Origin of the sequence: Paraburkholderia bannensis (assembly GCF_014200455.1) — a bacterium.
Taxonomy (GTDB): Bacteria; Pseudomonadota; Gammaproteobacteria; order Burkholderiales; family Burkholderiaceae; genus Paraburkholderia; species Paraburkholderia bannensis_A.
On sequence record NZ_JACHBW010000013.1, the window covers coordinates 203,775 to 229,931 of the forward strand.

23 protein-coding genes are annotated in these 26,157 nt (G+C 64.6%); 10 read left to right on the forward strand and 13 right to left on the reverse strand.

From position 1 onward, the window contains the following. Positions 1-17 precede the first annotated feature (17 nt). From F4827_RS22345 to F4827_RS22380, 8 genes are all read right to left on the reverse strand, one after another. Entirely contained in the window at positions 18-1,064 is a 1,047-nt protein-coding gene (locus F4827_RS22345; protein ID WP_183727143.1) for a bifunctional UDP-4-keto-pentose/UDP-xylose synthase, read from the reverse strand. Further along, positions 1,061-2,029 (reverse strand): formyltransferase, encoded by a 969-nt coding sequence (locus F4827_RS22350; RefSeq protein WP_183727145.1) that lies wholly within the window; start codon positions 2,027-2,029, stop codon positions 1,061-1,063. Before F4827_RS22350 ends, F4827_RS22345 begins: the two co-directional genes overlap by 4 nt. Next, positions 2,026-3,105 carry a glycosyltransferase gene (locus tag F4827_RS22355; RefSeq protein WP_183727147.1) on the reverse strand — a complete coding sequence of 360 codons (1,080 nt, stop codon included), beginning with the start codon at positions 3,103-3,105 and terminating at the stop codon, positions 2,026-2,028. The genes F4827_RS22350 and F4827_RS22355 overlap by 4 nt, the downstream gene beginning before the upstream one ends. Before the next feature lie 159 nt (positions 3,106-3,264). After that, positions 3,265-4,416: a DegT/DnrJ/EryC1/StrS aminotransferase family protein gene (locus F4827_RS22360; protein WP_183727149.1), complete on the reverse strand. Its 1,152-nt coding sequence runs from the start codon at positions 4,414-4,416 to the stop codon at positions 3,265-3,267. Between the two features lie 167 nt (positions 4,417-4,583). Further along, positions 4,584-4,955, reverse strand: coding sequence for an SMR family transporter (locus tag F4827_RS22365; RefSeq protein ID WP_027818352.1), 372 nt, complete (start codon positions 4,953-4,955; stop codon positions 4,584-4,586). A gap of 163 nt (positions 4,956-5,118) precedes the next feature. After that, positions 5,119-6,810: a glycosyltransferase family 39 protein gene (locus F4827_RS22370; RefSeq protein ID WP_183727151.1), complete on the reverse strand. Its 1,692-nt coding sequence runs from the start codon at positions 6,808-6,810 to the stop codon at positions 5,119-5,121. A gap of 230 nt (positions 6,811-7,040) precedes the next feature. Next, positions 7,041-7,415 (reverse strand): Mth938-like domain-containing protein, encoded by a 375-nt coding sequence (locus F4827_RS22375; protein ID WP_183727153.1) that lies wholly within the window; start codon positions 7,413-7,415, stop codon positions 7,041-7,043. A gap of 199 nt (positions 7,416-7,614) precedes the next feature. Then, positions 7,615-7,842 carry a hypothetical protein gene (locus F4827_RS22380; protein WP_183727155.1) on the reverse strand — a complete coding sequence of 76 codons (228 nt, stop codon included), beginning with the start codon at positions 7,840-7,842 and terminating at the stop codon, positions 7,615-7,617. Between the two features lie 64 nt (positions 7,843-7,906). Between F4827_RS22380 and F4827_RS22385 the strand changes: the two genes are divergently transcribed. The 6 genes from F4827_RS22385 to F4827_RS22410 all read left to right on the forward strand — a co-directional run bounded on the left by F4827_RS22385 (position 7,907) and on the right by F4827_RS22410 (position 14,250). Continuing rightward, positions 7,907-9,145 carry a pyridoxal phosphate-dependent aminotransferase gene (locus F4827_RS22385; RefSeq protein WP_183727158.1) on the forward strand — a complete coding sequence of 413 codons (1,239 nt, stop codon included), beginning with the start codon at positions 7,907-7,909 and terminating at the stop codon, positions 9,143-9,145. A 76-nt stretch (positions 9,146-9,221) separates the two neighbouring features. Continuing rightward, entirely contained in the window at positions 9,222-10,553 is a 1,332-nt protein-coding gene (locus tag F4827_RS22390; protein ID WP_183727160.1) for a homoserine dehydrogenase, read from the forward strand. 11 nt (positions 10,554-10,564) lie between these two features. Continuing rightward, positions 10,565-12,016 (forward strand): threonine synthase, encoded by a 1,452-nt coding sequence (gene thrC, locus F4827_RS22395; RefSeq protein ID WP_183727162.1) that lies wholly within the window; start codon positions 10,565-10,567, stop codon positions 12,014-12,016. Positions 12,017-12,219: 203 nt separating this feature from the next. Next, positions 12,220-13,452: a gephyrin-like molybdotransferase Glp gene (glp, locus tag F4827_RS22400; protein ID WP_409258843.1), complete on the forward strand. Its 1,233-nt coding sequence runs from the start codon at positions 12,220-12,222 to the stop codon at positions 13,450-13,452. A gap of 37 nt (positions 13,453-13,489) precedes the next feature. Next, positions 13,490-13,747 carry a molybdopterin converting factor subunit 1 gene (gene moaD / locus F4827_RS22405; protein ID WP_183727166.1) on the forward strand — a complete coding sequence of 86 codons (258 nt, stop codon included), beginning with the start codon at positions 13,490-13,492 and terminating at the stop codon, positions 13,745-13,747. A gap of 23 nt (positions 13,748-13,770) precedes the next feature. After that, on the forward strand, positions 13,771-14,250 hold the full coding sequence (locus F4827_RS22410) for a molybdenum cofactor biosynthesis protein MoaE (RefSeq protein ID WP_183727168.1): 480 nt from the start codon (positions 13,771-13,773) through the stop codon (positions 14,248-14,250). 42 nt (positions 14,251-14,292) lie between these two features. On the opposite strand, the gene F4827_RS35855 is transcribed toward F4827_RS22410, so the two are convergent. Continuing rightward, on the reverse strand, positions 14,293-15,666 hold the full coding sequence (locus tag F4827_RS35855) for a M23 family metallopeptidase (protein ID WP_221303766.1): 1,374 nt from the start codon (positions 15,664-15,666) through the stop codon (positions 14,293-14,295). Positions 15,667-15,976: 310 nt separating this feature from the next. Continuing rightward, positions 15,977-16,528 carry a group III truncated hemoglobin gene (locus F4827_RS22420; protein WP_183727172.1) on the reverse strand — a complete coding sequence of 184 codons (552 nt, stop codon included), beginning with the start codon at positions 16,526-16,528 and terminating at the stop codon, positions 15,977-15,979. A gap of 142 nt (positions 16,529-16,670) precedes the next feature. Here F4827_RS22420 and F4827_RS22425 point away from each other — a divergent pair, with 142 nt between their 5' ends. Together F4827_RS22425 and clpB are read left to right on the forward strand one after the other, a co-directional pair. Further along, positions 16,671-17,210, forward strand: coding sequence for an Rrf2 family transcriptional regulator (locus F4827_RS22425; RefSeq protein ID WP_183727174.1), 540 nt, complete (start codon positions 16,671-16,673; stop codon positions 17,208-17,210). Positions 17,211-17,396: 186 nt separating this feature from the next. Then, positions 17,397-19,994: an ATP-dependent chaperone ClpB gene (clpB, locus tag F4827_RS22430; protein ID WP_183727176.1), complete on the forward strand. Its 2,598-nt coding sequence runs from the start codon at positions 17,397-17,399 to the stop codon at positions 19,992-19,994. Between the two features lie 84 nt (positions 19,995-20,078). On the opposite strand, the gene F4827_RS22435 is transcribed toward clpB, so the two are convergent. From F4827_RS22435 to F4827_RS22445, 3 genes are all read right to left on the reverse strand, one after another. Continuing rightward, positions 20,079-20,606: a YidB family protein gene (locus F4827_RS22435; protein WP_409258844.1), complete on the reverse strand. Its 528-nt coding sequence runs from the start codon at positions 20,604-20,606 to the stop codon at positions 20,079-20,081. Positions 20,607-20,633: 27 nt separating this feature from the next. Further along, positions 20,634-21,251 (reverse strand): helix-hairpin-helix domain-containing protein, encoded by a 618-nt coding sequence (locus tag F4827_RS22440; RefSeq protein WP_183727180.1) that lies wholly within the window; start codon positions 21,249-21,251, stop codon positions 20,634-20,636. Between the two features lie 298 nt (positions 21,252-21,549). Continuing rightward, the gene (locus F4827_RS22445; protein ID WP_183727182.1) at positions 21,550-23,517 is read right to left on the reverse strand and encodes a sigma-54-dependent Fis family transcriptional regulator; all 1,968 of its coding nucleotides are present in this window, start codon (positions 23,515-23,517) and stop codon (positions 21,550-21,552) included. 479 nt (positions 23,518-23,996) lie between these two features. On the opposite strand from F4827_RS22445, the gene F4827_RS22450 reads away from it, so the two are divergent. Then, positions 23,997-25,100: an NAD(+)/NADH kinase gene (locus F4827_RS22450; protein WP_183727184.1), complete on the forward strand. Its 1,104-nt coding sequence runs from the start codon at positions 23,997-23,999 to the stop codon at positions 25,098-25,100. A gap of 50 nt (positions 25,101-25,150) precedes the next feature. Beyond that, entirely contained in the window at positions 25,151-26,128 is a 978-nt protein-coding gene (locus F4827_RS22455; protein ID WP_183727186.1) for a thiamine pyrophosphate-dependent dehydrogenase E1 component subunit alpha, read from the forward strand. Positions 26,129-26,157 lie beyond the last annotated feature (29 nt).

A 26,157-nucleotide genomic window follows, 5' to 3' on the forward strand; every position in this document is an offset into this window, starting at 1 on the left:
AGGCGAGGTCCTTCGCTTTACGCTTGCTCGACGAGCGCACGTGCTTCGGCGACATGGCCGCGGTACGCCTCGAAAATCTTGCGCAGCGCTTCGTCGAAGGTCGACTTGGGCGCCCAGCCGAGTTCCTGCATGGTGTTGTCGATCTTTGGCACGCGGTTCTGCACGTCCTGGTAGCCCGCGCCGTAGTAGGCACCCGACGAGGTTTCTACGAGCTGGACTTTCTTGGCCGTTTCCGCGTATTCCGGGAACTCGGCGGCCAGCGCCAGCATCTTGTGCGCGAGTTCGCGCACCGAGAAGTTGTTGGTCGGGTTGCCGATGTTGAAGATCTTGCCCGAGGCGACGCCATCCTTGTTCTCGATGATCTTCATCAGCGCGCCGATGCCGTCGTCGATATCGGTGAAGGCACGCTTTTGCGCGCCGCCGTCGACGAGGCTGATGTTCTCGCCGCGCACGATGTGGCCGAGGAACTGCGTCACGACGCGCGACGAACCTTCCTTCGGCGTGTAGATCGAGTCGAGGCCCGGGCCGATCCAGTTGAACGGACGGAACAGCGTGAAGTTCAGGCCTTCCATGCCGTAACCCCAGATCACGCGGTCCATCAACTGCTTCGAGCACGCGTAGATCCAGCGCGGCTTGTTGATCGGGCCGTAGGTGAGGGCCGATGCGTCCGGGTCGAACTGCTCGTCCGAACACATGCCGTAGACCTCGGAAGTCGACGGGAAGACCAGGTGCTTGCCGTACTTCACGGCCGAACGCACGATTGGCAGGTTCGCCTCGAAGTCGAGTTCGAACACGCGCAGCGGCTGCTGCACGTAGGTGGCGGGCGTAGCGATGGCGACCAGCGGAAGGATCACGTCGCACTTCTTGACGTGGTATTCGACCCATTCCTTGTTGATCGTGATGTCGCCTTCGAAGAAGTGCATGCGCTCATGCTTGACCAGATCGCCGAGGCGGTCCGTCTGCATGTCCATGCCGAACACTTCCCAGTTCGTGGTCTCGAGGATGCGCTTGGACAGGTGATGGCCGATAAAGCCATTGACACCCAGGATCAGAACTTTTTTCATGGACGAGGGACAGATGAAATGAGGTCGGAGAACGCGGCAGGCGTGATGACGGTCTCTTGACCGCCTACGGCTTGATTGGGCGCATGCCGCAGTTCGTGAATCGCGATGGCGCGGCCGTCGCCGCAGAGGGCGAAAAACGCATTATCGCTTACGTGGATGCCCGCGGGCAATCCGGCGAGGGCGCGCACTTTTTCGGCTTCAGGCGTGCCGGGGCGCACGAGGCGCGCACGGGCAATCACGAAGCGATGTTCGCCGATGTCGACAAACGCCCCCGGATAGGGCGGCGCGAGCGCGCGGATCAGGTTGTAGACGTCCTGCGCGCTGTGCGAGAAGTCCAGACGCCCGTCCTCGGGCTTGCGCCCGCCGTAGTAGCTGCCGTGCGCGAGATCGTTGGGCAGATGCGGCGCTTCGCCTGCGATCAGCGCGGGCAGCACGCGCCAGAGCGTCTGCTCGGCGGCCACCGTCACCTTGTCGAACACCATCGCGGCTGTGTCGTCGGGCAGGATCGGCACCGGCGTTTGCGCGATGATCGCGCCCGCGTCCGGTTTGGCGGCCATTTCGTGCAGCGTCGCGCCGGTTTCGGTTTCGCCCTTGATGACGGCCCAGTTGGTGGGCACGCGGCCGCGGTACTTCGGCAGCAGCGAGCCGTGCATGTTGTACGCGCCGCGCGCGGCCAGCGCGAGCAGGTCCACCGGCAGCATGTGGCGGTAGTAGAACGAGAAGATGAAATCGGGCTGCGCCGCGCTCACGGCCTCGCGCAGTTCGGCGCTCTTCGGATCGGCGGGGGTAATGACGTCGATGCCGTGTTCCTGCGCCACCGACCTCACGCTGCCGAACCAGATGTTCTCGCTCGGGCTGTCTTCGTGCGTGACGACCAGCGCCACGTCCACGCCCCGCGCGAGCAGCACCTGCAGGCAGCGCACGCCGACGTTGTGATACGCGAAGACGACTGCGCGCGGTTTCATGATTGGGCTCCGGATTGCGCGTCGTTCTGGGCGCTGACGTTGCCGATCGCGAGCGACGCCTGCACGCCTTGCACCACGTCCTGGCGCGGCACATCGACGACGGTGCGGCCGTTGCGCTCTTCCAGGATCGTCTGCACCAGATAACGCGGACGCGCGCGCACCTGCTGATAGATGCGGCCGATGTATTCGCCCAGCAGCCCCAGCGCGAAGATGATCACGCCCAGCATGAAGAACGTGATGGCGAACAGCGTGAACACGCCTTGAACTTCCGCGCCCAGCACGAAGCGGCGAATCAGCAGCAGCAGGAACAGTCCCGCCGAGCCCAGCGACAGAATCACGCCGATGAACGACAGCCATTGCAGCGGCACGACCGAGAAGCCGGTCACGAGGTCGAAGTTCAGGCGAATGAGGCTATAGAGCGAGTACTTCGACTCGCCCGCGAAACGCTCCTCGTGCGCCACATCCACTTCCACCGGGTTTTGCGCGAACGTATAGGCGAGCGCCGGAATGAAGGTATTGATTTCGCCGCAACGGTTGATCGTGTCGATGATGTGACGGTTGTAGGCGCGCAGCATGCAGCCCTGGTCCGTCATCTTGATGCGGGTGATGCGCTCGCGCAGGCGGTTCATGGCCTGCGAGGCCTTGCGGCGCCACAGGCTGTCCTGACGCTGCATGCGAATCGTGCCGACGTAGTCGTAGCCTTCGCGCATCTTCTCGACCAGCTTGCCGATTTCCTCGGGCGGATTCTGCAGGTCAGCGTCGAGCGTGATGACGATCTCGCCGCGCGACTGTTCGAAGCCCGCGAGAATCGCCATGTGCTGGCCGTAGTTGCCGTTGAGCAGGATCGCGCGCGTGGTGTCCGGGCGCGCGCGGAACTGCTCGGCGAGCATCGCGGCCGAGCGGTCGCGGCTGCCGTCGTTGATGAAGATGACTTCGTACGAGGTGCCGAGCTTGTCGAGCGCCGGGTAGAGGCGCTCGAACAGCGCCTTCAGGCCGGCTTCCTCGTTGTAGACCGGAATGATGACCGAGACTTCCGGCGTTTCCGGGGTCAAGGTGCGTTGTTCCGTTTGACTCATGTGTGCGTCTTTTCCGTTGGGGTGATGCGTGGGGTATTACCGGATGCGCGACAGTGTAAGGTCGCCCCGGCGAGGGCGATTGAGCGAACAGCGCCCGCGCCCTCGCGTTTATTACTGCGCGTATTACTTTGCAAACGACCGGGAAAACGGCCGGGCAACCTACCTGGCGAACTGCGTGCAGACTTCGTCGACGGCGCGGCACACGCGGGCCACGTCGGCGACGCTCATCTGCGTAAACAGCGGCAGCGTGAGCGTGGTTTCGCCCAGACGCTCCGCGTGCGGGAACATGCCCGCCTTGAAACCGCGCTCGCGATACAGCGTGAACAGGTGGATCGCCGGGTAGTGCACGCCCGTGCCGATGCCGCGCTGCTTGAGCTGCTCCATGAAATCGTTGCGGCTGATCGTGAGCTTCTCCAGCGGCAGCGTGATCTGGAACATATGCCAGTTGCTGTTGACGAAGTCCGCCAACGGCAGGCCCACGCCCAGCTTCACGGCGGCGCTGCCTTCGAAGCCCGTGAAGTATGCATGCGCGAGCTTGCGGCGCTGCTCCGTGAAGCGTTCGATGTGCTTGAGCTGGCCGAGACCCACGCGCGCTGCCACATCCGTGAGATTGTACTTGCCGCCGAGCACGTCGCAGTCCATGCCGTCGTGGCCGGTGCGCGTGATGCCCTGCAGGCGGTACTTGCGCGCCAGTTCGGCCTCGTCCTCGTTATTGAGCACCAGCGCGCCGCCTTCGATCGACGTCAGGTTCTTGTTGGCGTGGAAGCTGAACGAGACGATGTCGCCGATCTCGCCGATGCGCTTGCCGTTCCAGCTCGCGCCGAACGCCTGCGCCGCATCTTCGATCACGCGCAGCTTGTGCTGGCGGGCGATCTCGTAGAGGCGGTCCATGTCCACCGGCAGGCCGGTCAGGAACACGGGAATGATGGCCTTGGTCTTCGGCGTGATGGCGGCTTCGAGCTTGTCGAGGTCGATGTTGCGCGTGATGGGGTCGATATCGGCGAAAACCGGCGTCGCGCCCACTTCGTAGATCACGTTGCTGGTGGACACCCACGAGGCCGGCGTGGTGATGACTTCGTCGCCGGGACCGACGCCCGCGATGCGCAGACCGATTTCCAGCGTGGCCGTGCCCGAATTGAAGGTGCGTACCGGACGGCCGCCGCAGTATTCGGACAGCGCGGCTTCGAAAGCCTGGTTCTGCGGGCCGGTGGTGATCCAGCCCGAGCGCAGCACGTCGACGACGCCCGCAATGGTTTCTTCGTCGATTTCGGGCTTCACGAACGGCAGGAACGAGGCAGGTGTCTGGGTCATGAGTGCTTTATGGATCAGAACGTCTGGGATGGTCGGATACAGCGCGAGAGCCGCACGGGGCCGGGTAGGGTTCCGGCGGCATTCGCGGGAAGCGCAAGGATGACCGGGAGATCCCAGGCCCGCCTTGCGAACTGCTTATGCATCGAGTGGTGAAAGCTGCGTCGCGTTCAACTGCGCGCGAGCACGACCACGCCGATCAGGATGATGCCGATACCGACAAGGCGCTGGATGCTCAGCACTTCGCCGAACAGATACCACGCCGCGAAAGCGTTGACCACGTAACCGAGCGAGAGCATCGGGTAGGCAATCGACACGTCCACGCGCGACAGGCCGACGATCCACACGACCACGCTGAACACATAGCAGGTCAGGCCGCCGATGATCGGCAACTGCGTAGCGAGTTTCCAGCCAATGGGCAGGATGTTCGCACGGGTGAATTCGAAGTGTCCAACGCCATTGACACCGGCTTTGAGCAACAGTTGCGCGCAGGCATTCAGGCCGACGCCGGCGAGGATGCAGATCAGGGAAATCGGATTCATCGTGTTGGATGGGTTCAATCGGTAACGCGAATCAGGGGCGGATGTTCGCGCCCCTGACCGCGCGGCAGGGATCGGCGCAAGCGTGCATCTGCGTCAGCGCCCCGCATTATCGCTCAAGTGCGGGGCGCGATCGGCACACGGTCTGGCGGGCGCCCGAACACCCTCAGGGTTGCGGCTTTTCCACCACCACGCGACGCATGTCGCGTGCGATCACCTGCATCGGGAAGCCTTGCGCGGCGAGTTCGTCGTAGCGCTGCACGGGCAGGAGCGCAAGCGCATAGCGCTCGTCTTTCCAGCGCTGCTCCCATTCGGCGACGGTCGGCACCCATTTTTGCGGTTCTTCGCTGATGCCGAAGGCCAATTCGTCGGTGACCTGCACCATCGTCATCGAATGGCGTACGTAGAACGGCAAGGTGTGATCGAGTACGCCCACCGAGTAGAACGGCGTATCGGCCGGCAATCTGGCGATGGCCGAGCGCACGGCCGGCGCGAGCGGCGCGCCCGAGCTGAGCGTGCCGAACACATCGTGGCCCGTGCCGGCGATGGTCGCAAGCAGCAGCCAGGCGGCGCCCAGCGCGAGCGCGGGCGACTGCGCGCCCGTCTGCGGCGTGCTTCTGGCGCGCGCGAAGCGCAGGCCCACCATGGTCGCGATAAAAGCGACGGCGGCTGCGGCGAACACCCAGACCTGGAATTCGCGATAGAGCGCATTCGGATTACGCGAATCGCCCAGGCGCGTGAGCACGAAGGAACCTGCCATCAGCGCGACGGCGAACAGCGCATAGCCGATCAGATGGCGCGTCCATTGCTTGCGCGTCATCAGCGGCAAATACAGGCCGATCACGAGGGCGAGCGGCGGGGCGATCGGCAGCACGTACGAAATCAGCTTCGAGTGCGAGGCGCTAAAGAACAGGAAGATGAACGCGGTCCACACCAGCATCAGCGTGACGGGCGCGAAGCCGTTGGGCTGGCGCGGCGTGCGCAGCGCGTGACGCACGCTCTGCACGCTGACCGATAGCCACGGCAGGAAGCCCACCAGCAACACCGGAATGAAGTAGTAGAACGGGCCGGGGCGGTTCTGCGCAGGCGTGAGATAGCGCTGGAACTGCTGGACAATGAAAAAGAAGTTAAAGAATTCGGGGTTGCGCTGCTGCACGAGGATGAACCACGGCGAGACGATCGCGAAGAACACGATCAGGCCGCTCACCAGGTAGAGGCGCTTCCAGAGCGCCCAGTCGCGCGCGATCAGCGTATAGAGCACCAGCACCGCGCCTGGCAGGATCAGGCCGACCAGACCCTTCGAGAGCACGGCCAGCGCCATCGCGCCCCAGCAAACCCACATCCACAGGCGCGCGTCGCGGGCGAGCAGGTTCGGGCGCTGCGCCAGCAACAGCCCGCACAGCGACAGTTCCATCCAGAAAGACAGGCCCATGTCGAGCGTGTTGAAGTGGCCCATCAGGTTCCAGTAGGGCGCGCAGGCGAGCACCAGTGCGGCGAAGAAGCCCGTGGCCGCGTTGAACACGCGTGCGCCGGTATAGCCGATCAGCAGCACACCCGCGAAGCCCGTGAGCGCCGTATAGAGGCGCGCCTGCCACTCGCCGATCCCGAACCACGCGAAGGTGAGCGCGTTCATCCAGGTTTGCAGCGGCGGTTTCTCGAAATACTTGTAGCCGTTATAGCGCGGCGTGATCCAGTCGCCGGACGCGAGCATCTCGCGCGCCATTTCGGCGTAGCGGCCTTCGTCGCTGGGCAGCAGATGGCGCCAGCCAAGCGGAAGGAACCAGATCACGGCGAGCGCGACGATCAGCAGCAGGATCGCGCCACGGTTGAGCGGCAGCCTTGAGGGCGTATCGTTCATGGATTGCAGCCTGTTCTTGTCAACGTTGCGGGCTTGCGGGCGGTGCGGCGCACCGGGTCTTGCTGCCGCGGGCGCCCGCGACGCCCGCGCGGCGCGCAAGTGTACTACGGCGCGCAAAGCGAACCTGAAGTCGAGCTTAAGCGCCTGCTGCGGACGAAGCTTTCACCGGCTTGCCATTCGTCGCCAGCCGGGTTGAAAGCGGTTCTAATCACGCCTGGGCCGGCGTTTGATCACGACTCGATCAAAAGCGCGGCGGCCACGCGGCGGCCTTCGGCCATCAGGATGTTGTAGGTGCGACAGGCGGCCTTGAAGTCCATTGCCTCCACGCCGATGCGTCTGGCGGCCAGCGCCGCGGTCAGGCGCGGGTGCGGAAAACGCAGCCGTGAGCCGCTGCCGAACACGACCACTTCGGGCTTGAGCGGCAGCAGCATGTCGAACAGTTCGGGGGTGAGGGCGTCGAAGGCGTCCACCGGCCAGGCGACGACCGGGTCTTCAGGCAGGACAAGAATGCTGCCGTTGTGGCGAACGAGGTTGATTTCGACGTAGTCGGCGCCGTAACCGGTGACGGTATTGAGAGCGGCGCTGGAGTCCTGGTGTAATTTCAAAGCGGAATTCCGGAAGGTCGCAGGCAGCGCGTTTGCGCGAATCAAGGCGGGAAAGCAGGCCGATGACTCGTGCCTCACTGGCGCCCCATTTCTTTCGCGCCCGCGGCTGGCGGGCCGGCGCGGCTTCTTGCGCATTGCGGAAGTCGGCCAAAATCCGCTAAATTATAGCTTTTTGGTGGCCGCACCGACGCAAGTACCCCTATCTGGTGCAAGCTTTGCGGGTCACCACGAGCGGCAGCCCCAGCAGCGTCCGCTTCATGCCATCCGTGCGGCGCATCCCTTGCCGCACGAACGCAGTCACAAGCTGCAGGCTGGCCTCATCTGCGTTCGACCGCCGCATTCGACCGTGTTCGGGCAACTGCCGTCCCTGCCGCCCGCGCGCCGCTATCAGCGTCCAGACGCGCAGCGTCTCGCGCCGCTCGCTCATCCGATCAACCCCGTTTTCAGCCCTTACCCGGCTTTAAAACCAGGCTTTTAACCCACCGCCCGCCGTGAAACCGATCCTCAAATCCAACAAGCTGCAGAACGTCTGCTACGACATCCGCGGGCCGGTGCTCGAACATGCCAAGCGCCTCGAAGAAGAAGGCCATCGCATCATCAAGCTGAACATCGGCAATCTGGCGCCGTTCGGTTTCGACGCACCGGACGAAGTCGTTCAGGACATGATCCTGAACCTGCCAGGCTCCTCGGGCTATTCGGACTCGAAGGGCGTATTCGCCGCGCGCAAGGCGATCATGCATTACGCGCAGCAAAAAGGCGTTAAAGGCGTTGAACTCGACGACATCTACATCGGTAATGGCGCATCCGAGCTGATCGTGATGGCCATGCAGGCGCTTCTCAACGATGGCGACGAAGTGCTGCTGCCCGCGCCCGACTATCCGCTCTGGACGGCGGCGGTGAGCCTGTCGGGCGGCACGCCCATCCATTACATCTGCGACGAATCGAATGCGTGGATGCCCGATCTCGACGACATCCGCGCGAAAATCACCCCGAACACGCGCGCTTTGGTCGTCATCAATCCGAACAACCCCACGGGCGCGCTGTACTCTGACGAACTGCTGCTCGGCCTGATCGAGATTGCCCGCGAACACGGCCTGATCCTGTTCGCCGACGAGGTCTACGACAAGATCGTCTATGACGGCAAGACGCACACGGCGATGGGTGCGCTCTCGGAAGACGTCCTGACGGTCACCTTCAACAGCCTTTCGAAGAGCTATCGCGCGTGCGGCTACCGCGCGGGCTGGATGTTCCTCTCGGGTATGACGGGCGAAAACCGCCGCCGCGCCAAGGATTACACGGAAGGTCTGGGTATTCTGGCGTCGATGCGTCTGTGCGCGAACGTGCCGGGCCAGTACGCCATCCAGACGGCGCTGGGCGGCTACCAGAGCATCAACGAACTGATCCAGCCGGGCGGCCGCCTGTATCGCCAGCGCGATCTGGCCTACAACATGCTCACCGCGATTCCGGGCGTGACCTGCGTGAAGCCCGAAGCGGCGCTCTACATGTTCCCGCGTCTCGATCCGAAACTCTATCCGATCCAGGACGACCAGCAGTTCATCCTCGATCTGCTGCTGCAGGAGCGCGTGCTGCTCGTGCAGGGCACGGGCTTCAACTGGAAGCAGCCGGATCACTTCCGCGTGGTGTTCCTGCCGAACGTCGACGACCTGACCGATTCGATCAACCGGATCGCGCGCTTCCTCGACGGCTATCGCCAGCGGCACGGCACCTGAGCCGCGCGGCGCACGATACACGTTACCGCACGCATTACCGCATTCCCTTTCACACTCTTAGACGAACACACGCTGCATGGATCCGATCAAAGTAGGTCTCTTGGGCTTCGGCACGGTGGGCAGCGGCACCTTCACGGTACTGCGCCGCAACCAGGAAGAAATCAAACGCCGCGCGGGCCGCGGCATCGAGATCGCGCGCATTGCCGTGCGCAATCCGGCCAAGGCCACCACCGCGCTCGGCACTGAGGCTGGCAGCGTCGATCTGACGACCGACTTCAACGCCGTGGTCGACGATCCGTCGATTTCCATCATTGCCGAAATGATCGGCGGCACCACGCTCGCGAAGGATCTCGTGCTGCGCGCGATCAGCAACGGCAAGCATGTGGTGACGGCGAACAAGGCCCTGCTGGCGGTGCACGGCACGGAGATCTTCCAGGCTGCGCGCGCCAAGGGCGTGATGGTCGCGTTCGAAGCTGCGGTGGCGGGCGGCATTCCCATCATCAAGGCGCTGCGCGAAGGCCTGACGGCCAATCGCATCCAGTACATCGCCGGCATCATCAACGGCACGACCAACTACATCCTGTCGGAGATGCGCGAGCGCGGCCTGGACTTCGCGAGCGCACTCAAGGGCGCGCAGGAACTGGGTTACGCCGAAGCCGATCCGACCTTCGACATCGAAGGCGTGGACGCCGCGCACAAGGCCACGATCATGAGCGCGATCGCGTTCGGCGTACCGGTGCAGTTCGACAAGGCTTATGTGGAAGGCATCAGCAAGCTCGACGCCATCGACATCAAGTACGCGGAAGAACTCGGCTATCGCATCAAGCTGCTTGGCATCGCGCGCCGCACGCAGAAGGGCATCGAGCTGCGCACGCATCCGACGCTGATTCCGGCCAAGCGCCTGCTGGCGAACGTCGAAGGCGCGATGAATGCGGTCGTGGTGCATGGCGACGCCGTGGGCACGACGCTCTACTACGGCAAGGGCGCGGGTGCGGAGCCGACGGCGTCGGCCGTGGTGGCCGACCTCGTGGACGTGACGCGCCTGCACACGGCCGATCCCGAGCATCGCGTGCCGCATCTGGCCTTCCAGCCGGACAGCCTTTCGAACACGCCGATCCTGCCGATCGACGAAGTCACGAGCGGCTACTACCTGCGCCTGCGCGTGGCCGACCAGACCGGCGTGATGGCCGACATCACGCGCATCCTGGCCGATAGCGGCATCTCGATCGATGCGCTGCTGCAGAAGGAATCGGAAGAAGTGGACGCGCAGGGCAAGGCGGAAACCGACATCATCCTGATTACGCATGAAACGATCGAAAAGAACGTGAATGCGGCGATTGCGCAGATCGAAAAGCTGGCGACGGTGAAGTCGTCGGTGACGAAGCTGCGCATGGAAGGACTGAACTAAGGGCAATGGCAATGAATTACGTATCTACGCGCGGCGCGGGCGCCGGCGAGCACCATTCGTTTTCGGACATCCTGCTGGGCGGCCTCGCGCGCGACGGCGGTCTGTATCTGCCGGCCGAATATCCGCAGATTGGCGCGGAAGAACTCGCGCGCTGGCGCGCTCTCTCGTACGCCGATCTCGCGTTCGAGATCCTCTCGAAATTCGCCAGCGACATTCCCGCCGACGACCTGCGCGACATCACGCGCCGCACCTACACGGCGCAGACCTACTGCAACGTGCGTCACGGCGAGGACGCGAGCAAGATCACGCCGCTGACCACGCTTGGCGAGGAAAACGGCGCGAAGCTTTCGCTGCTCGAACTCTCGAACGGCCCGACGCTGGCGTTCAAGGACATGGCGATGCAACTGCTCGGCAATCTGTTCGAGTACGCGCTTGCGAGGGCCGGCCAGCAGCTGAACATTCTGGGCGCGACCTCGGGCGACACCGGCAGCGCCGCCGAATACGCGATGCGCGGCAAGAAGGGCGTGCGCGTGTTCATGCTCTCGCCGCACAAGAAAATGAGTGCGTTCCAGACCGCGCAGATGTTCAGCCTGCAGGACCCGAACATCTTCAACCTCGCGGTGGAAGGCGTGTTCGACGACTGCCAGGACATCGTCAAGGCCGTCTCGAACGATCACGCCTACAAGGCGCAGCAGAAGATCGGCACGGTCAACTCGATCAACTGGGCGCGCGTGGTGGCGCAGGTCGTGTACTACTTCGCGGGCTACTTCGCAGCGACGCAGAGCAACGACGAACGTGTCTCGTTCACGGTGCCGTCGGGCAACTTCGGCAATGTGTGCGCGGGCCATATCGCACGCATGATGGGCCTGCCGATCGAGAAGCTGGTGGTCGCCACCAACGAAAACGACGTGCTCGACGAGTTCTTCCGCACGGGCATCTATCGCGTGCGCGCTTCGGCGGAAACGTATCACACCACCAGCCCGAGCATGGACATCTCGAAGGCGTCGAATTTCGAGCGCTTCGTGTACGACCTGTTGGGCCGCGATCCGGCGCGCGTGACGCAGTTGTTCCGCGACGTGGAAGAAAAGGGCGGTTTTGATCTGGCGGCAAGCGGCGACTTCGTGCGCGTGCAGCAATTCGGCTTTGTTTCGGGCCGTAGCAGCCACGGCGACCGTATCGCCACGATTCGCGATGTCTATACGCGTTACAAGACGATGATCGACACGCACACCGCCGACGGTGTGAAGGTCGCGCGCGAGCATCTGACGCCGGGCGTGCCGATGATCGTGCTGGAGACGGCGCAGCCGGTGAAGTTCGGCGAAACCATCCGCGAGGCGCTGGAGCGCGAGCCGGAGCGTCCGGCTGCGTTCGAGGGTCTGGAGTCGTTGCCGCAGCGCTTTGAGGTGATGCCGGCGGATGTGAAGCGCGTGAAGGAATTTATCGCGCAGCACACGGGGCTCTAATCCTCCCACTCCTCTCCCCAACCCCTCTCCCGAAGGGAGAGGGGCTTCTTGCTCCCTGCTCCGGTGGGAGAGGGGCCGCGGCGCAACGCCGTCTCCCCGCCGCTACAATATCGTCAGGCCATCATTGCCGCCGCGCCTCGCCACCATCCCCACTCATGTCCACGCCCAATACTCCCTCCGCTGCACCGGTTCCGCGCGTGCCGATGATTTCGACCGCCGACGCGCTCGCCACCCTGCTGGCCGCCGCCCAACCGCTGACCGAGACTGAAACGCTCTCGACCTTCGACGCGCTCAACCGTGTGCTGGCGGACGAGGTGGTGTCGCCGCTCGACGTGCCGCCCATGAACACCAGCGCGATGGATGGCTACGCCGTGCGCGTGGCCGATCTCGCCCAAGGCGGGCGCCGCCTGCCGGTTTCGCAGCGCATACCGGCCGGTCACGCGCCGCAACCGCTTGCGGCGGGCACGGCCGCGCGCATTTTCACGGGCGCATCGGTGCCGCCGGGCGCGGACGCCGTGGTCATGCAGGAACAGACCGAAAGCGCCGACGGCGAAGTGACCATCCTGCACAACCCGAAAGCGGGCGAATGGATCACGGCCCAGGGCGCGGACATCAAGAAGGATTCGGTGATCCTGCCGGTCGGCACGCGGCTTTCGCCTGCGGCGCTGGGGCTGGCGGCATCGGTGGGCTGCGCCACGCTCACGGTCGCGCGCCGCGTCAAAGTGGCGGTGTTCTTCACTGGCGACGAACTGACGATGCCCGGCGAGCCGCTCAAGCCTGGCGCGATCTACAACTCGAACCGCTTCACGCTGACGGGGCTGCTGCGCAACCTCGGCTGCGAAGTGACGGACTACGGCATCGTGCCGGACCGGCTCGACGTGACGCGCCAGACGCTGCGCGACGCGGCGGCGACGCACGACCTGATCCTCACTTCGGGCGGCGTCTCGGTGGGCGAGGAAGATCACGTCAAACCGGCCGTGGAGGCCGAAGGCCGCATCGATATGTGGCAGATCGCCATGAAGCCGGGCAAGCCGCTCGCTTTCGGCGCGGTGCGCCGCCCGCAAGGGACGACCGCGGGCGCAAGTGCGTCGGGCGAGGCGTTCTTCATCGGCTTGCCGGGCAATCCGGTGTCGAGCTTCGTGACCTTCCTGCTGTTCGTGCGGCCGTTCCTGCTGCGTCTGGCGGGCGTGGCGCACGTGAGCCCGCGTGCCCTTTCTCTGCGTGCCGACTTCAGCCAGAACAAGGCCGACCGCCGCAACGAATTCCTGCGCGCGCGTATCAACCAGGCCGGCGGTCTCGATCTTTTCTCGAACCAGAGTTCGGCGGTGCTGACCTCGACCGTATGGGGCGACGGCATCATCGACAATCCGCCCAATCACGCGATCAGCGCCGGTGAGACCGTGCGCTTTATCCCGTTCACCGAACTGCTGTACTAAGTAACCGTTACTGAGCACTGAGCCCCAGGTTTTATCGATGAAGATTCAGCTGAAATTTTTTGCGAGCGTGCGCGAAGCCCTGGGCGTCGCCGATGAGACGGCCACGTTGCCCGATAGCATCGTCACCGTAGGGGATGTGCGCGGCTGGCTGCGCGCGCGCGGCGGCGTCTGGGCCGAAACGCTGGCCGAAGGCCGTGCGCTGCGCATGGCCTGCAACCACGTCATGACCGAGCCCACCACGCGCATCACCGAAGGCTGCGAAGTGGCGTTCTTCCCGCCGGTCACGGGCGGCTAGGCCCGCGCAAGGAGGAACTGACCATGCCTGTACGGGTACAGACCGAGGATTTCGACCTGACGACCGAAGTCGCGCAGCTACGCGCGCACAATCCGGCGATTGGGGCGGTGGCCTGTTTTGTCGGCACCGTGCGTGATCTCAACGACGGCAGCAGTGTCGCGGGAATGGAGCTTGAGCACTATCCGGGCATGACGGAAAAGGCGCTCGAAGCCATCGTGACCCAGGCACGGCAGCGCTGGCCCGGCATCGAGGTGCTGGTGGTGCACCGCGTGGGCAAGCTCGCGCCGCTCGATCAGATCGTGCTGGTGGCCACCACCTCGAAGCATCGCGGCGATGCCTTTGCTTCGTGCGAGTTCGTGATGGACTATCTCAAGACCGAGGCGCCCTTCTGGAAGAAGGAAGAGACCGAACACGGCGCGCGCTGGGTCGATGCGCGTACGAGCGACGATGCGGCGCTGGCTCGCTGGGGCGTGAAGTCGGGTAATGCCGCCGACGAGGTTTGAGCGTCTCTTTGCATTCAGGGTTTGATTGATTTGCTGCCGCGCTTAACCCACGTGTGATGGCTTCATGATGGACGCTGTGCGCGCCTCGCCTGGCGGCAGCGGCGGCAGCGCGGCCAGGCGTGTGCGGGCCGCTTCCACGCGCGCATTGAAAGCCGTGCGCGCCAGACCCGTCAGCGGGGCGATGAATTCGCGCGACGTCAGTCTCAGCGGATCGAGCGGCTGGTCGTATCGCCGTACTTCGAAGTGCAGGTGCGGTCCAGTGGTGGTGCCGGTGCGCCCGACATAGCCAATCACCTGACCTTGCTCGACGCGCTGGCCGTATCGCAGCCCGGCCGTCCAGGACGCCAGGTGCGCATAGCGGGTCGAATAGCCATCGTCGTGACGCAGCACCACCAGCTTGCCGTAGCCACGTCCGCTGGCGGCCAGTTCGAGCGTGCCCGCGGCGGCAGCGTAGATCGGCGTGCCGATGGGCGCGGTCAGATCCACACCCGCATGAAAACGCGGCTCGCCGAAGACCGGATGCGTGCGCATGCCAAACGGCGAACTGACGCGCCGATAGTCCAGCGGCATCGCGAAGGGGCGGCCTGCGAGCAGCTTGCCATCGAGCGTGTAGTAGGCGCCCTGGCCCGACTCTGGCGCAGTGAACCAGAGAGCGTCGTAGGCCTCGCCTTGCAGGAGCAGGGAAATCGAGGCGACATGAGGCGCATCCGGACCATCGGCGAAATTGAGCATTACACGGAACGAGTCGCCCGCTTGCGCGGGAGCATCGGGATCCACGCGGCCCGCGAAGAGTGTGGCGATCTGCGTGGCGATGCTGGCGGGCAGCCCGGCCTGCGCGAGCGCGTCGCGCAAGGTCGTGTCGATCGAACCTGCCGCTGCCTGAATCGTGCTGGTGGGCAGCCCGGCGCCATCAGCATCGCTTGCGGGCAGCGCAATGATATGGCCGGACCATCGGTGCGCGTTGGGAACGTTCGCCAGTTGCGCGTCGTATAGGTCGGCGAGCGGCAGACACATCGCGGCAAGGCGTGAGCAGACCATGGCGCCTTCGTGCTCGTCCCACGACATGCGCATGCCGAACGGGGAGATATCGGTGTTGTGTGCGAACGGTTGAGTGAATACGCCATCGACATCGTGCAGCGACGGCCAGATGGCGTCGAAGGACGTCACGGGCGGTATTCCCGGCGCGGCCATGTCGTCGGCAAACGGCGCGCGGGTGAAAGTCGGGCTGTAGGTTGACGCTGTCGATACTGCGGCATGCGCGCCGGGTGTGAATGCGGAACTCGCACACAGAGTCAGCAGGACGGCAACGCCGTAGAGCGCCTTGCGCTTGAACGGCAGCATGGTCGCTGTATCGAGCGTGAAATGGGTTTGCCCGCGGTGGTGCCCGCGCGCGAGGAGTGAGCGAAAAGCGGCCACGTCGAAATCCCGCGAAAAGAAGAAGGAAAAGAGGCGCGGGCAAAGAGCCGCCATGCAGGTCAGTACACGACAGCGGCGCGTGGCGGGGATCGTCTGGATCGGGATCATCGCGCCGCGCAGCCCAACGAGCGATGAAGAAATTTTACGAATCCGCCTCAGGCGGATCTGTAGAACGAGTTCGAATGGGGAGCTGGGAAGGGGCGCGTCTGGCGGTTCACCTTATGCGCATAAAACGGGGGCGGATGGTTGGCATATTGCAACTAACTGCCGATCATTCAAGTTCACGCCGATGAGGCGTGATGCATCCAACTCAAGCGACTTCGTCCCGATCCATCGAGCGGCCGATGATTCTGGCCGGAAACGGCTCGCCAGCCGGGCGTTCGGGGAGATCGTGAGCATGCCCTGCGGGATGGCGGCGGGGCGCAATCGTATCGAGCAATGCCTGCTGTTCGGGCGGAATCTTGAAATCCCAGCCGAAGCGGCTCAGTTGCAGGCTCTGCGCGATGCGCAATGCCGGTTCCATGAACAGCACGGCCGCAGCGGGTTCGTAGTGGGCCTGCACCGTATCAAGAAAGAGATACAGCCAGTGGCTGAAGTGCTTCGGCTCCACGCCGGCAACCGGCTCGTGCGCCTGCTGCACATTGCCGCGGTACGACTTGCTGCCGAGCACCAGACTCGACCAGAACCGGCACATTTTCGGCAGATGCTCATCCCAGCGGCCCGCCAGCGCGCCGTCGAAGACCGGGCCGAGCAGGGCGTCGGCGCGCACGCGATCGTAGAAGGCGTAGACCAGTTCGCGGATGTTGTCTTCGGTGGGGGCGGTGTGCCGTGCGCGCGGGGCGAGGGCGTCGGGGTGATTCATGGCTGGGCCTGCGGGTGAGGTCGGGATGAAGCGCTAAGCGGCTCATGATACCCAGGCCCGCTAAAACGTGCATGCCGCTTGCATGTTAATGTATGGCTTCCACTCCTCGATATTCAGTACCCCTGCCCAGAGCCTTGTCGTTATGAGACTGACCGATTACACCGATTATTCGCTGCGCGTGATGCTGTATCTCGCCTTGCGCCGCGACGGCCTCGCGACGATTCAGGAAATCTCGGACGCCTACGGCATCTCTAAGAACCATCTGATGAAGGTGGTCCAGCGTCTGGGAGAACTGGGTTGGGTCGACACCGTGCGCGGGCGCAATGGCGGGCTGCGGCTGGCGCCGAACTCGCCATCGCTGAGCGTCGGCGCCGTGGTGCGCCAGACCGAGAACGATTTCGCGCTGGTGGGCTGCTTTCCGGACGAGCAGGGCGAACGACGGCAGTGCGTCATTGAGCCGCAGTGCCGGCTCAAGCACGCGCTGGCGGCGGCGCGTGACGCATTCCTCGCCGAACTCGACCGTCATACCATCGGCGAGATTGCGCAACCGGCGAGCGGCCTGAGCGGCCTGCTCGGTCTGGTGCCGATCGAGTTCGTGCGGAATTCCACCAACCTCGCCGCCAACCCCACCACCAACTCCGCCGCAACCGTTGCGCCGCTCGTCCCATCGCGCGAGCATTGAGCCCACGCGCAGCAACGCTTTCACTTGCCGTTGTTCTCAAGCCGCTGCGGCCGACCGTCGTGGCGGCTGGCGGCCCTGCACACGCGTGCCGTAAAAATCGGAAAAAATGACGTGATCGGCGCTTGAAAATGGCGCAGGACCCCTTAAATCTGGTGACAGTCAAGAATACTGGAGGTCTCGCTTTAAATGAGAATCGACAAACTCACCACCAAGTTCCAGGAAGCACTCGCCGACGCGCAAAGTCTTGCTGTCGGCCACGATAATCAATATATCGAACCGGTACACCTGCTGGCGGCGCTCGTCGCGCAACAGGACGGTTCCGCGCGCTCGCTGATGTCGCGCGCCGGCGTGCAGGTGCAGGCGCTGCAGAATGCGCTCAACGACGCCATCAACCGTTTGCCGCAGGTGCAGGGCACCGACGGCAACGTGCAGGTCGGGCGCGAACTCACCGGTCTGCTCAATCAGGCCGACAAAGAGGCGCAAAAGCTCAACGACACCTATATCGCCAGCGAGATGTTCCTGCTGGCGGTCGCCGACGACAAGGGTGACGCGGGCCAGATCGCACGCAAGAACGGCTTGACGCGCAAGGCGCTCGAATCGGCGATTGTGGCCGTGCGCGGCGGCGCGCAGGTGCATAGCCAGGACGCCGAAAGCCAGCGCGAAGCGCTCAAGAAATACACCGTCGATCTGACCGAGCGCGCCCGCGCCGGCAAGCTCGATCCCGTGATTGGCCGCGACGACGAAATCCGCCGTTCGATCCAGATCCTGCAACGCCGCACCAAGAACAATCCGGTGCTGATCGGAGAGCCGGGCGTGGGCAAGACGGCCATCGTCGAAGGGCTCGCGCAGCGCATCGTCAACGGCGAAGTGCCGGAAACGCTCAAGGGCAAGCGCGTGCTGTCGCTCGATATGGCGGCGCTGCTCGCGGGCGCGAAGTATCGCGGCGAGTTCGAGGAGCGCCTGAAGAGCGTGCTCAACGACATCGCCAAGGACGAAGGCCAGACCATCGTCTTTATCGATGAAATCCACACGATGGTGGGCGCAGGCAAGGCCGAAGGCGCGATGGATGCGGGCAACATGCTCAAGCCGGCGCTCTCGCGCGGCGAGTTGCACTGCATCGGCGCGACCACGCTCGACGAATATCGCAAGTACATCGAAAAGGATGCCGCGCTGGAGCGCCGCTTCCAGAAGGTGCTCGTCGATGAACCGTCGGTCGAGGCGACCATCGCGATCCTGCGCGGTCTGCAGGAGAAGTACGAACTGCACCATGGCGTCGAAATCACCGACCCGGCGATCGTCGCGGCGGCGGAACTGTCGCATCGCTACATCACGGATCGGTTCCTGCCGGACAAGGCCATCGACCTGATCGACGAAGCTGCTTCGAAGATCAAGATGGAAATCGATTCGAAGCCCGAAGAGATGGACAAGCTCGACCGTCGCCTCATTCAGTTGAAGATCGAGCGCGAAGCCGTCAAGAAGGAAAAAGACGAAGCGTCGCAGAAGCGTCTGCAGCTGATCGAGGAGGAAATCGATCGCCTGAGCCTGGAATATAAGGACCTCGAAGAGATCTGGACCGCGGAAAAAGCCGCCGTGCAGGGCAGCGCGCAGATCAAGGAAGAGATCGACCGCGTGCGCGCCGAGATCACGAAGTTCCAGCGCGACGGCAAGCTCGAAAAGGTCGCGGAACTGCAGTACGGCAAGCTGCCGCAGCTCGAAGCGCAGCTCAGGCAGGTCGCGCAGGCGGAGGCCAGCGAACAGAACAACCCCAAACGCCATCGTCTGCTGCGCACGCAGGTGGGCGCGGAGGAAATCGCGGAAGTGGTCTCGCGTTCGACCGGCATTCCGGTCTCCCGCATGATGCAGGGCGAGCGCGAAAAGCTGCTGCTGATCGAAGACAAGCTGCATGAGCGTGTGGTTGGCCAGGACGAGGCGATCGTCGCGGTCGCCGATGCGATCCGCCGCTCGCGCGCCGGTCTCGCGGACCCGAACAAGCCGTACGGCTCGTTCCTGTTCCTCGGCCCGACGGGCGTGGGCAAGACCGAGCTGTGCAAGGCGCTCGCGGGGTTCCTGTTCGATTCGGAGGATCATCTCATCCGCATCGACATGAGCGAATTCATGGAGAAGCACAGCGTCGCACGTCTGATCGGCGCGCCTCCGGGCTATGTCGGCTATGAAGAGGGCGGTTATCTGACCGAGGCCGTGCGCCGCAAGCCGTATAGCGTGATCCTGCTCGACGAAGTCGAAAAGGCCCACCCGGACGTCTTCAACGTGCTGCTGCAGGTGCTCGACGACGGCCGCATGACCGATGGCCAGGGCCGCACGGTGGACTTCAAGAATACGGTGATCGTGATGACGTCGAACCTCGGCTCGCATCTGATCCAGTCGATGGCGGGCGAGCTGCAGGAGGCCATCAAGGACGCGGTGTGGAACGAAGTGAAGCTGCAGTTCCGCCCGGAGTTCCTCAACCGTATCGATGAAGTCGTCGTGTTCCATGCGCTCGGCAAGCAGAACATCGAGTCGATCGCGAAGATCCAGTTGCAGCGTCTGCGCGAGCGTCTGGAGAAGCTCGACATGGAACTCGTGGTGTCGGACGAAGCGCTCGCGAAGATCGCGGATGTCGGCTACGACCCGCTGTTTGGCGCGCGGCCGCTCAAGCGTGCGATCCAGCAGGAGATCGAGAATCCGGTCGCCAAGCTGATCCTCGCGGGCAAGTTCGGACCGAAGGACGTGATCCCTGTGGATGTGCGGGACGGCGAGCTGGTGTTCGAACGCATCGTGCACTAAGCGTCTAGCACGTGCGGTAAACGCGAAAGGCTCCCCAGAATTGGGGAGCCTTTTTTATTGCTAATGCGGCGCTTATGCCCGCTTTTACGCCTGCTTATTGCCGCCAAACAGCGACGCCAGGCCGCCGAGTGTGCCCAGCACGCTTTCGGTGTTGATCTGGCCGCCTTGCGGCACCTCGCCGTTCGGCGTGCCGGCGTTGACGATATGCGGAAGTACCTGGGCGAGCAGGCCCGTCACCTGGCCCGGCTCCATGCCGACTTTCTGCGCAAGACCCGCAACGACGTCCGAGCCCAGCACGTTGTGCAACTGGTCGGGCGACACCGACTGGTTCTCGCCGTTGCTGATCCACGACTGCGCGACGTCACCCAGGCCGCCTTGCTGAAACTTCTGCAGCAGGCCGCTCAGGCCGCCCGGCTGGTTGTTGATGAATTCCATCGCCAGCCCGATCAGTTGGGCCTGACCACCGCCTTGTTGCTGTTGCGACGAACCGAGGAGGGAACCGAGGGTATCAAGCAGGCTCATGACAATCTCTCTGAAAATTGGCCGTGGCGGGGGCCGCGGCCGGTGAGTGGGGCGGCGCGCGAGGGGTTGGGTGCGCGCCGCAAAGGTGATGGAATCTGGCTGGTTTCAGCTAGCGGCTCAGGCGCCCGAAGCTGCCGTATCCGAAGCGGCTTTGCTCTTCTTCGACTTCTTGCCTTTCTTGACCTTGGCATCCGAAGCCGCACCGGGGGCCGAGGCGGCGCCAGGCGCCGGTGCGCTGCCCGCTTCGGCGGCGCTTGCGGCGGCGTCCTTCTTGCTCTTGCGCTTCGACTTGCCGGCCTTCGCGTCCGAGGCGGCTTGCGGCGCGGTGGTGGCCGCAGGAGCCGGCGTTTGCGCGGTCGTCGTAGCGGGGTTAGGCGCGGTGCCCGTGGTTGCCGTCGTTGCGGCCGCGGCCGTGCTCTTGCTGCTCTTTGCCGATGCGGCCGGCTTGCCCGCCGGCGGCGCGGACGAACCGTTGATCGTCAGCCCCGCAGCCTCAAGATTTTGCACCGACTTCGGACCGATGCCCTTGACGCGGTTCACGAGATCGTCGGCGTCCTTGAACGGGCCGTTTTTGCTGCGTTCGTCGATGATCGCCTTGGCGTGGGCCGGCCCGATGCCCTTGACCGATTCGAGCGCGGTTTCATCGGCGCTGTTGACTTCGACACCGGCCACGGCAAGCGCGGCGGACAGCGAAAATCCAATCGCGAGGAACAGCATCAGCAACTTCTTGAGCATGGCAATCACTCCATTGAGGGCATTTCGTTGATTTTGGGTAGCCGGGAACGGACGACGCATCCAGTCGTTGGTGGGTGCTGCGCTACAAGAATAGGACAGTTGACGTATCCGTGGACGGGAAGCGGTCGATTTATACCCACGGTTTCGCGGCAATACAATCGCGCCGCACAATATTTAATACTTCTGTGCATTCCTGCGGCGGGATGGCTGCGGCAACGGCGCGCATGGTTGCGCCAGTGTGGTGCGCTTTAGTGGTGCGCCAGAGTGGTGCGGGGCCCGCTCGCGTCGCAAAGATGGATCAGGCCCGATGTGGACCGACGATGCCGAGTTTCGCCACGCGCCGGTAGAGCGTCGCGCGCGAGATGCCCAGCGCTGCCGCCGCCGCGTTGGGCCGCCAGCGATGCGCAGTGAGCGCAGCGAGAATGCGCGCGCGTTCGTCGGCTTCGTTTTCGCTGGCGCGAGCCGCGATCGAGTGCGCTTCGTCATGGGCAGGCGGGGGCAACTGCGCCGCCAGATCGGCGCTCAAATGCCGCGCCTCCACGCGCACGGTGTCGCACACGGCGCATGCGTAGCGCATGGCATTGCGCAACTGGCGCAGATTGCCGGGCCACGCGAAGGTCGCGAGGCGCGCCGCCAGGCCCGCGTCGAGCGCAAGCGGACGCCCCGCCGCCTGCGCCTCCTCGGCGAACACGGTCTCGATCAGCGCGGCGATATCGCGCCGCGCGCGCAGCGGCGGCAAGGTGAGCACCGCGCCGCAAAGTCGGTAGTACAGATCGTCGCGAAACTCGCCGCTGGCCACCATGCGCGCGAGATCGCGGTGCGTCGCGCAGATCACGTCGAGGTCCACGCGCGTGGGCGCTTCGCCGCCCAACGGCAGCACCTCGCCTTCTGCCAGCACGCGCAAGAGGCGCGTTTGCAGCGCGAGCGGCATGTCGCCGATTTCGTCGAGAAACAGCGTGCCGCCATCGGCCATGGCGATCTTGCCGCGTGCGCCATGACGCCGCGCGCCCGTAAACGCCCCCGGCGCATAGCCGAACAGCTCGCTCTCGATCAGCGACTCGGGCAGCGCGCCGCAATTCACTGCCACAAATGGCCGGTTGCGGCGCGGCCCGGCATCGTGAATCGCGCGCGCGAATACTTCCTTGCCCGCGCCCGTTTCGCCGAGCAGCAGCACCGGTAGACGCTTGCCCGCCACGCGCTGGGCGATGCGGGCATTGTCGGCGACACGCGCATCGGCGCTGCGCAGGAAAGGGCCGAGCGCGCTGTGCTCGTGCACTTCGTCGCGCTGTGCGTTGCGCGCATCGCTCAGCGGCGTCGCGCCGTGTTGACCCGGCAAGGCGATGCGTCCGAGCGGCGCACGGATGCGCGCGTACAGCATCGCGCCGCTCGCGCGCAGGCGCAGCGCCGCGATGGCTTCGATACGGCCGATATCGCGCAGTTGCACGTGCGAGGAATCGAAAATCTCGTCGATATGGCGTGGCGCATCCAGTCCGGCGATGCATTCGCGCGCCCGGCGGTTCGCGGCCATCACGTTGCCGTTTTCATCGAAGGCAATCAGCAGTTCGGGCTGCGCTTCGACGTAATTGCGGTTCTGATGCCCGAACAAAATCCAGCACGCCGAGGTGCGATGCAGAAAGTAGCCGTCTTCGATCAGCGTGGCGCTCTGGCGAACCAGCTGGTTGACGATGCGCTGGCTGTCGCGATTGTCGGGCGACTGCACGGCCGACGCATCGAGCACGCCGATCAACTCGCCGCCTGGCGCGAAGATCGGCGCGGCGCTGCAGGTCAGCGTCGTGAACGCGGCGCGGAAGTGATCGGTCTTGTGCACCGTGATCGGCGCCAGATCGGTCAGCACGCTCGCGATGCCACAGGTGCCTTCCTCGCTTTCCGACCAGCACGAGCCGACGTACAGGCCCGCGTGCTTGAAATCATTGCGCCGCTCGCGGTCGATGCGCGCATCGATGGTGACGCCGTGCGCGTCGGTGAGCATCACGCAGTAATCGGCGTCGCGCACGGTTTCGTGCAGACGCGTGAGGCATTGGCCCGAGGCGCGCAAAAAGGCTTCCTCGCGATCGCGGATCTCGCGCAACTCGGCGGCGCTCAGCACGCGCGGGCCGATCACCGAGCCGGGATCGAGCTGATAACGCTCGAACGAGCGCTGCCACGACGATACGAGGCGCGGCGAACCGGACGGAGCGGGCAGCCGTCCTTCGACGGCGCCGCGTACGCGTTCGGCGTGCCGGGTGGGCGCTAGGGCGTAGGGCATGAGCGGTTCCAGACTGGGTTCCAGACAGGGCGCAGCGAGCGGGCGGCGCAATCTTTTGTAGCACATTCGCCGCGCGCGATCACACCGCAGCGCAGCAAGCGAGACGCTTGAGACGTTCGTCTCAGGGAGTCTCGCTGCGCGCGTGAGACGCTGCGTGAGCGTCTCGAAAGCCCGTGTGACGGGGCTTTTGAGCGATCGGTTTGGCCGCGCGCGTCGATTTCCTGCGCCTGGCACCCGTGCTGGGCGCTCGCCTGAGACGACGCGACGCGCATCGAGACGCAGAGGGCGGCGCGAACACTTTCCTGCAAACCCCCGCCACAAAAGCGTTTCACGGATCGATACCGCTGTTCGCGCACGATTGGCACAACGCTTGCAGGGAGTGCAGGCAATCAAGGCGCGAAATCGCTGTACGACTGGAGCGAGCGCCGCCATCACAAGTCCGCGTGCGCATCGCGACGCGTGGACAGGAGACAACGCCCGTGACGACGCCCGTGACCGTAGGCGTGATCGCGAACCCGGCATCGGGTCGCGATATTCGCCGCCTCACCACACATGCATCCGTATTCCCGACGGCGGAAAAGGCCAACATGGTCGTGCGCCTGCTGGCCGGTCTCGGCGCGCTGGGCGTGGAGCGCGTGCTGACGCTGCGCGATCGCACGGGCGTGGCTGCGCTGGTGCTGCGCGCACTGGAAACGCACGCTGCCGTCGAGCCGCGCGGGCACTGGCCCAAGGTCGAATTCGTCGATCTGCCGGTGAGCGAAAGCGTCGCCGATACGCACGCGGGCGTCGCATACATGATCCGCGAAAAGGTTTCGCTGATCGCGGTGCTCGGTGGCGACGGCACCCATCGCGCCGTGGCCGCGCATTGCGGCGCAACGCCGCTGATCGCGCTTTCCACCGGCACCAACAACGCGTTCCCCGAACTGCGCGAGGCTACGGTCGCGGGCCTTGCGGGCGCGCTGGTCGCCACTGGCGCGGTGCCCGCCGAAACCGCGCTGGTGCGCAACAAGCGGCTGGTGGCGCGCTGCGTCGAAGGCGCGAGCCATGGCCGCGAAGAAATTGCGCTGGTCGATATCTGCGTGTCGCGCCAGCCGTTTATCGGCGCTCGCGCGATCTCGGATAGTTCGGATATCGAATCGTTGTTTCTGGCCTTTGCGCCGCCTGACGGCATCGGTCTCGCGTCGATCGGCGGCGCGTGGGCGCCGGTGGGCCGCGACGCCGCGCACGGCCTGCACATGACTTTCGCGCAAGGCGCAACGGCTGGCGAAGAGGGCGTGCCGCTGATTGCGCCCATCGCGCCGGGTCGCATCGAACGCGTGCTGATGCGCACCTGCCAGCGGCTCGAAGTGGGCATGGCGCTGCCGCTCGATGCGGGCCACGGCACGCTCGCATTCGATGGCGAGCGCGAAATCGAGCCCGCGCGCGGCGAGCGCTACGAAGTCTCGCTCGACTGGCACGGCCCGCTGACGGTCGATGTCGCGCGCACGTTGCGTTACGCGGCGTCGCATCAATTGATGCGCGAGTCGCTGAGCGCATTTGAAGCACCCGGCTTCCCGTTCCATTCACGAAGCCGTTCGCAGTGAAGCAGGCAAATACCGTGTTTTATCGACGGCATTATCGACAGGAGACAACCATGTCAGGCCAGTTGAACAAGGAGCAGTTGCTGAAAGCCTATCGCTCGATGCGCACGATCCGCGAATTCGAGGAACGCTTGCACACCGAATTCGCAACCGGCGAAATCCCCGGTTTCGTGCACCTTTATGCGGGCGAGGAGGCGTCGGCGGTCGGCGTCATGAGCCATCTGAACGATAGCGATTATGTTGCCACCACCCACCGTGGTCACGGCCATTGCATCGCCAAGGGCGTGGACGTGCGCGAGATGATGGCCGAAATCTATGGCCGCGCGACCGGCTCGTGCCGGGGCAAGGGCGGCTCTATGCATATCGCCGATCTGGCCAAGGGCATGCTCGGCGCGAACGGCATCGTCGGTGCGGGTGGGCCGCTCACCTGCGGCGCGGCGCTCGCGGCGAAGCACAGGAAAACCGGCGGCGTGGGCGTGTGCTTTTTCGGCGATGGCGCGTCGAATCAAGGGGTGATTTTCGAATCGATGAATCTGGCCTCGGTGTGGCGTTTGCCGGTGATCTTCGTGGCCGAAAACAACGGCTACGCCGAAGCGACGTCGTCCACGTGGTCGGTCGCCGCCGACAATATCGCCGACCGTGCCAACGGCTTCGGCATGCCGGGCGTGATCGTCGATGGCTTCGACTTCTTCGCCGTTCACGAAGCGCTGGGCGAGGCGATTGCGCGGGCGCGCAGCGGCGGCGGCCCGACGCTCGTCGAAATGAAGCTTTCGCGCTATTTCGGCCACTTCGAAGGCGACGCGCAGACCTATCGCGCGCCCGGCGAAGTGCAAAAGCTGCGCGAAGAAAAGGATTGCCTCAAGCGCTTCGAGGAGCGCGTGGTGCGCGCAGAACTGGCGAGCCCCGACGATCTGCGCAAGGTCGACGCCGAAGTCCAGGCGTTGATCGACGATGCCGTGGCCCAGGCGAAGGCTGCGCCCTTGCCTGCGCCCGACGCGCTGCTCACGGATGTGTACGTGTCGTATCCCTGAACGCATTGCAGATCAATCATCAGGATTCC

What these genes read in the sequence shown, in the direction of transcription:
- F4827_RS22345 (WP_183727143.1), bottom strand. Translation starts at nt 1,064, where the DNA reads ATGAAAAAAGTTCTGATCCTGGGTGTCAATGGCTTTATCGGCCATCAC.
- F4827_RS22350 (WP_183727145.1), bottom strand. Translation starts at nt 2,029, where the DNA reads ATGAAACCGCGCGCAGTCGTCTTCGCGTATCACAACGTCGGCGTGCGC.
- F4827_RS22355 (WP_183727147.1), bottom strand. Translation starts at nt 3,105, where the DNA reads ATGAGTCAAACGGAACAACGCACCTTGACCCCGGAAACGCCGGAAGTC.
- F4827_RS22360 (WP_183727149.1), bottom strand. Translation starts at nt 4,416, where the DNA reads ATGACCCAGACACCTGCCTCGTTCCTGCCGTTCGTGAAGCCCGAAATC.
- F4827_RS22365 (WP_027818352.1), bottom strand. Translation starts at nt 4,955, where the DNA reads ATGAATCCGATTTCCCTGATCTGCATCCTCGCCGGCGTCGGCCTGAAT.
- F4827_RS22370 (WP_183727151.1), bottom strand. Translation starts at nt 6,810, where the DNA reads ATGAACGATACGCCCTCAAGGCTGCCGCTCAACCGTGGCGCGATCCTG.
- F4827_RS22380 (WP_183727155.1), bottom strand. Translation starts at nt 7,842, where the DNA reads ATGAGCGAGCGGCGCGAGACGCTGCGCGTCTGGACGCTGATAGCGGCG.
- F4827_RS22390 (WP_183727160.1), top strand. Translation starts at nt 9,222, where the DNA reads ATGGATCCGATCAAAGTAGGTCTCTTGGGCTTCGGCACGGTGGGCAGC.
- thrC (WP_183727162.1), top strand. Translation starts at nt 10,565, where the DNA reads ATGAATTACGTATCTACGCGCGGCGCGGGCGCCGGCGAGCACCATTCG.
- glp (WP_409258843.1), top strand. Translation starts at nt 12,220, where the DNA reads ATGATTTCGACCGCCGACGCGCTCGCCACCCTGCTGGCCGCCGCCCAA.
- moaD (WP_183727166.1), top strand. Translation starts at nt 13,490, where the DNA reads ATGAAGATTCAGCTGAAATTTTTTGCGAGCGTGCGCGAAGCCCTGGGC.
- F4827_RS22410 (WP_183727168.1), top strand. Translation starts at nt 13,771, where the DNA reads ATGCCTGTACGGGTACAGACCGAGGATTTCGACCTGACGACCGAAGTC.
- F4827_RS22420 (WP_183727172.1), bottom strand. Translation starts at nt 16,528, where the DNA reads ATGAATCACCCCGACGCCCTCGCCCCGCGCGCACGGCACACCGCCCCC.
- F4827_RS22425 (WP_183727174.1), top strand. Translation starts at nt 16,671, where the DNA reads ATGAGACTGACCGATTACACCGATTATTCGCTGCGCGTGATGCTGTAT.
- clpB (WP_183727176.1), top strand. Translation starts at nt 17,397, where the DNA reads ATGAGAATCGACAAACTCACCACCAAGTTCCAGGAAGCACTCGCCGAC.
- F4827_RS22440 (WP_183727180.1), bottom strand. Translation starts at nt 21,251, where the DNA reads ATGCTCAAGAAGTTGCTGATGCTGTTCCTCGCGATTGGATTTTCGCTG.
- F4827_RS22445 (WP_183727182.1), bottom strand. Translation starts at nt 23,517, where the DNA reads ATGCCCTACGCCCTAGCGCCCACCCGGCACGCCGAACGCGTACGCGGC.
- F4827_RS22455 (WP_183727186.1), top strand. Translation starts at nt 25,151, where the DNA reads ATGTCAGGCCAGTTGAACAAGGAGCAGTTGCTGAAAGCCTATCGCTCG.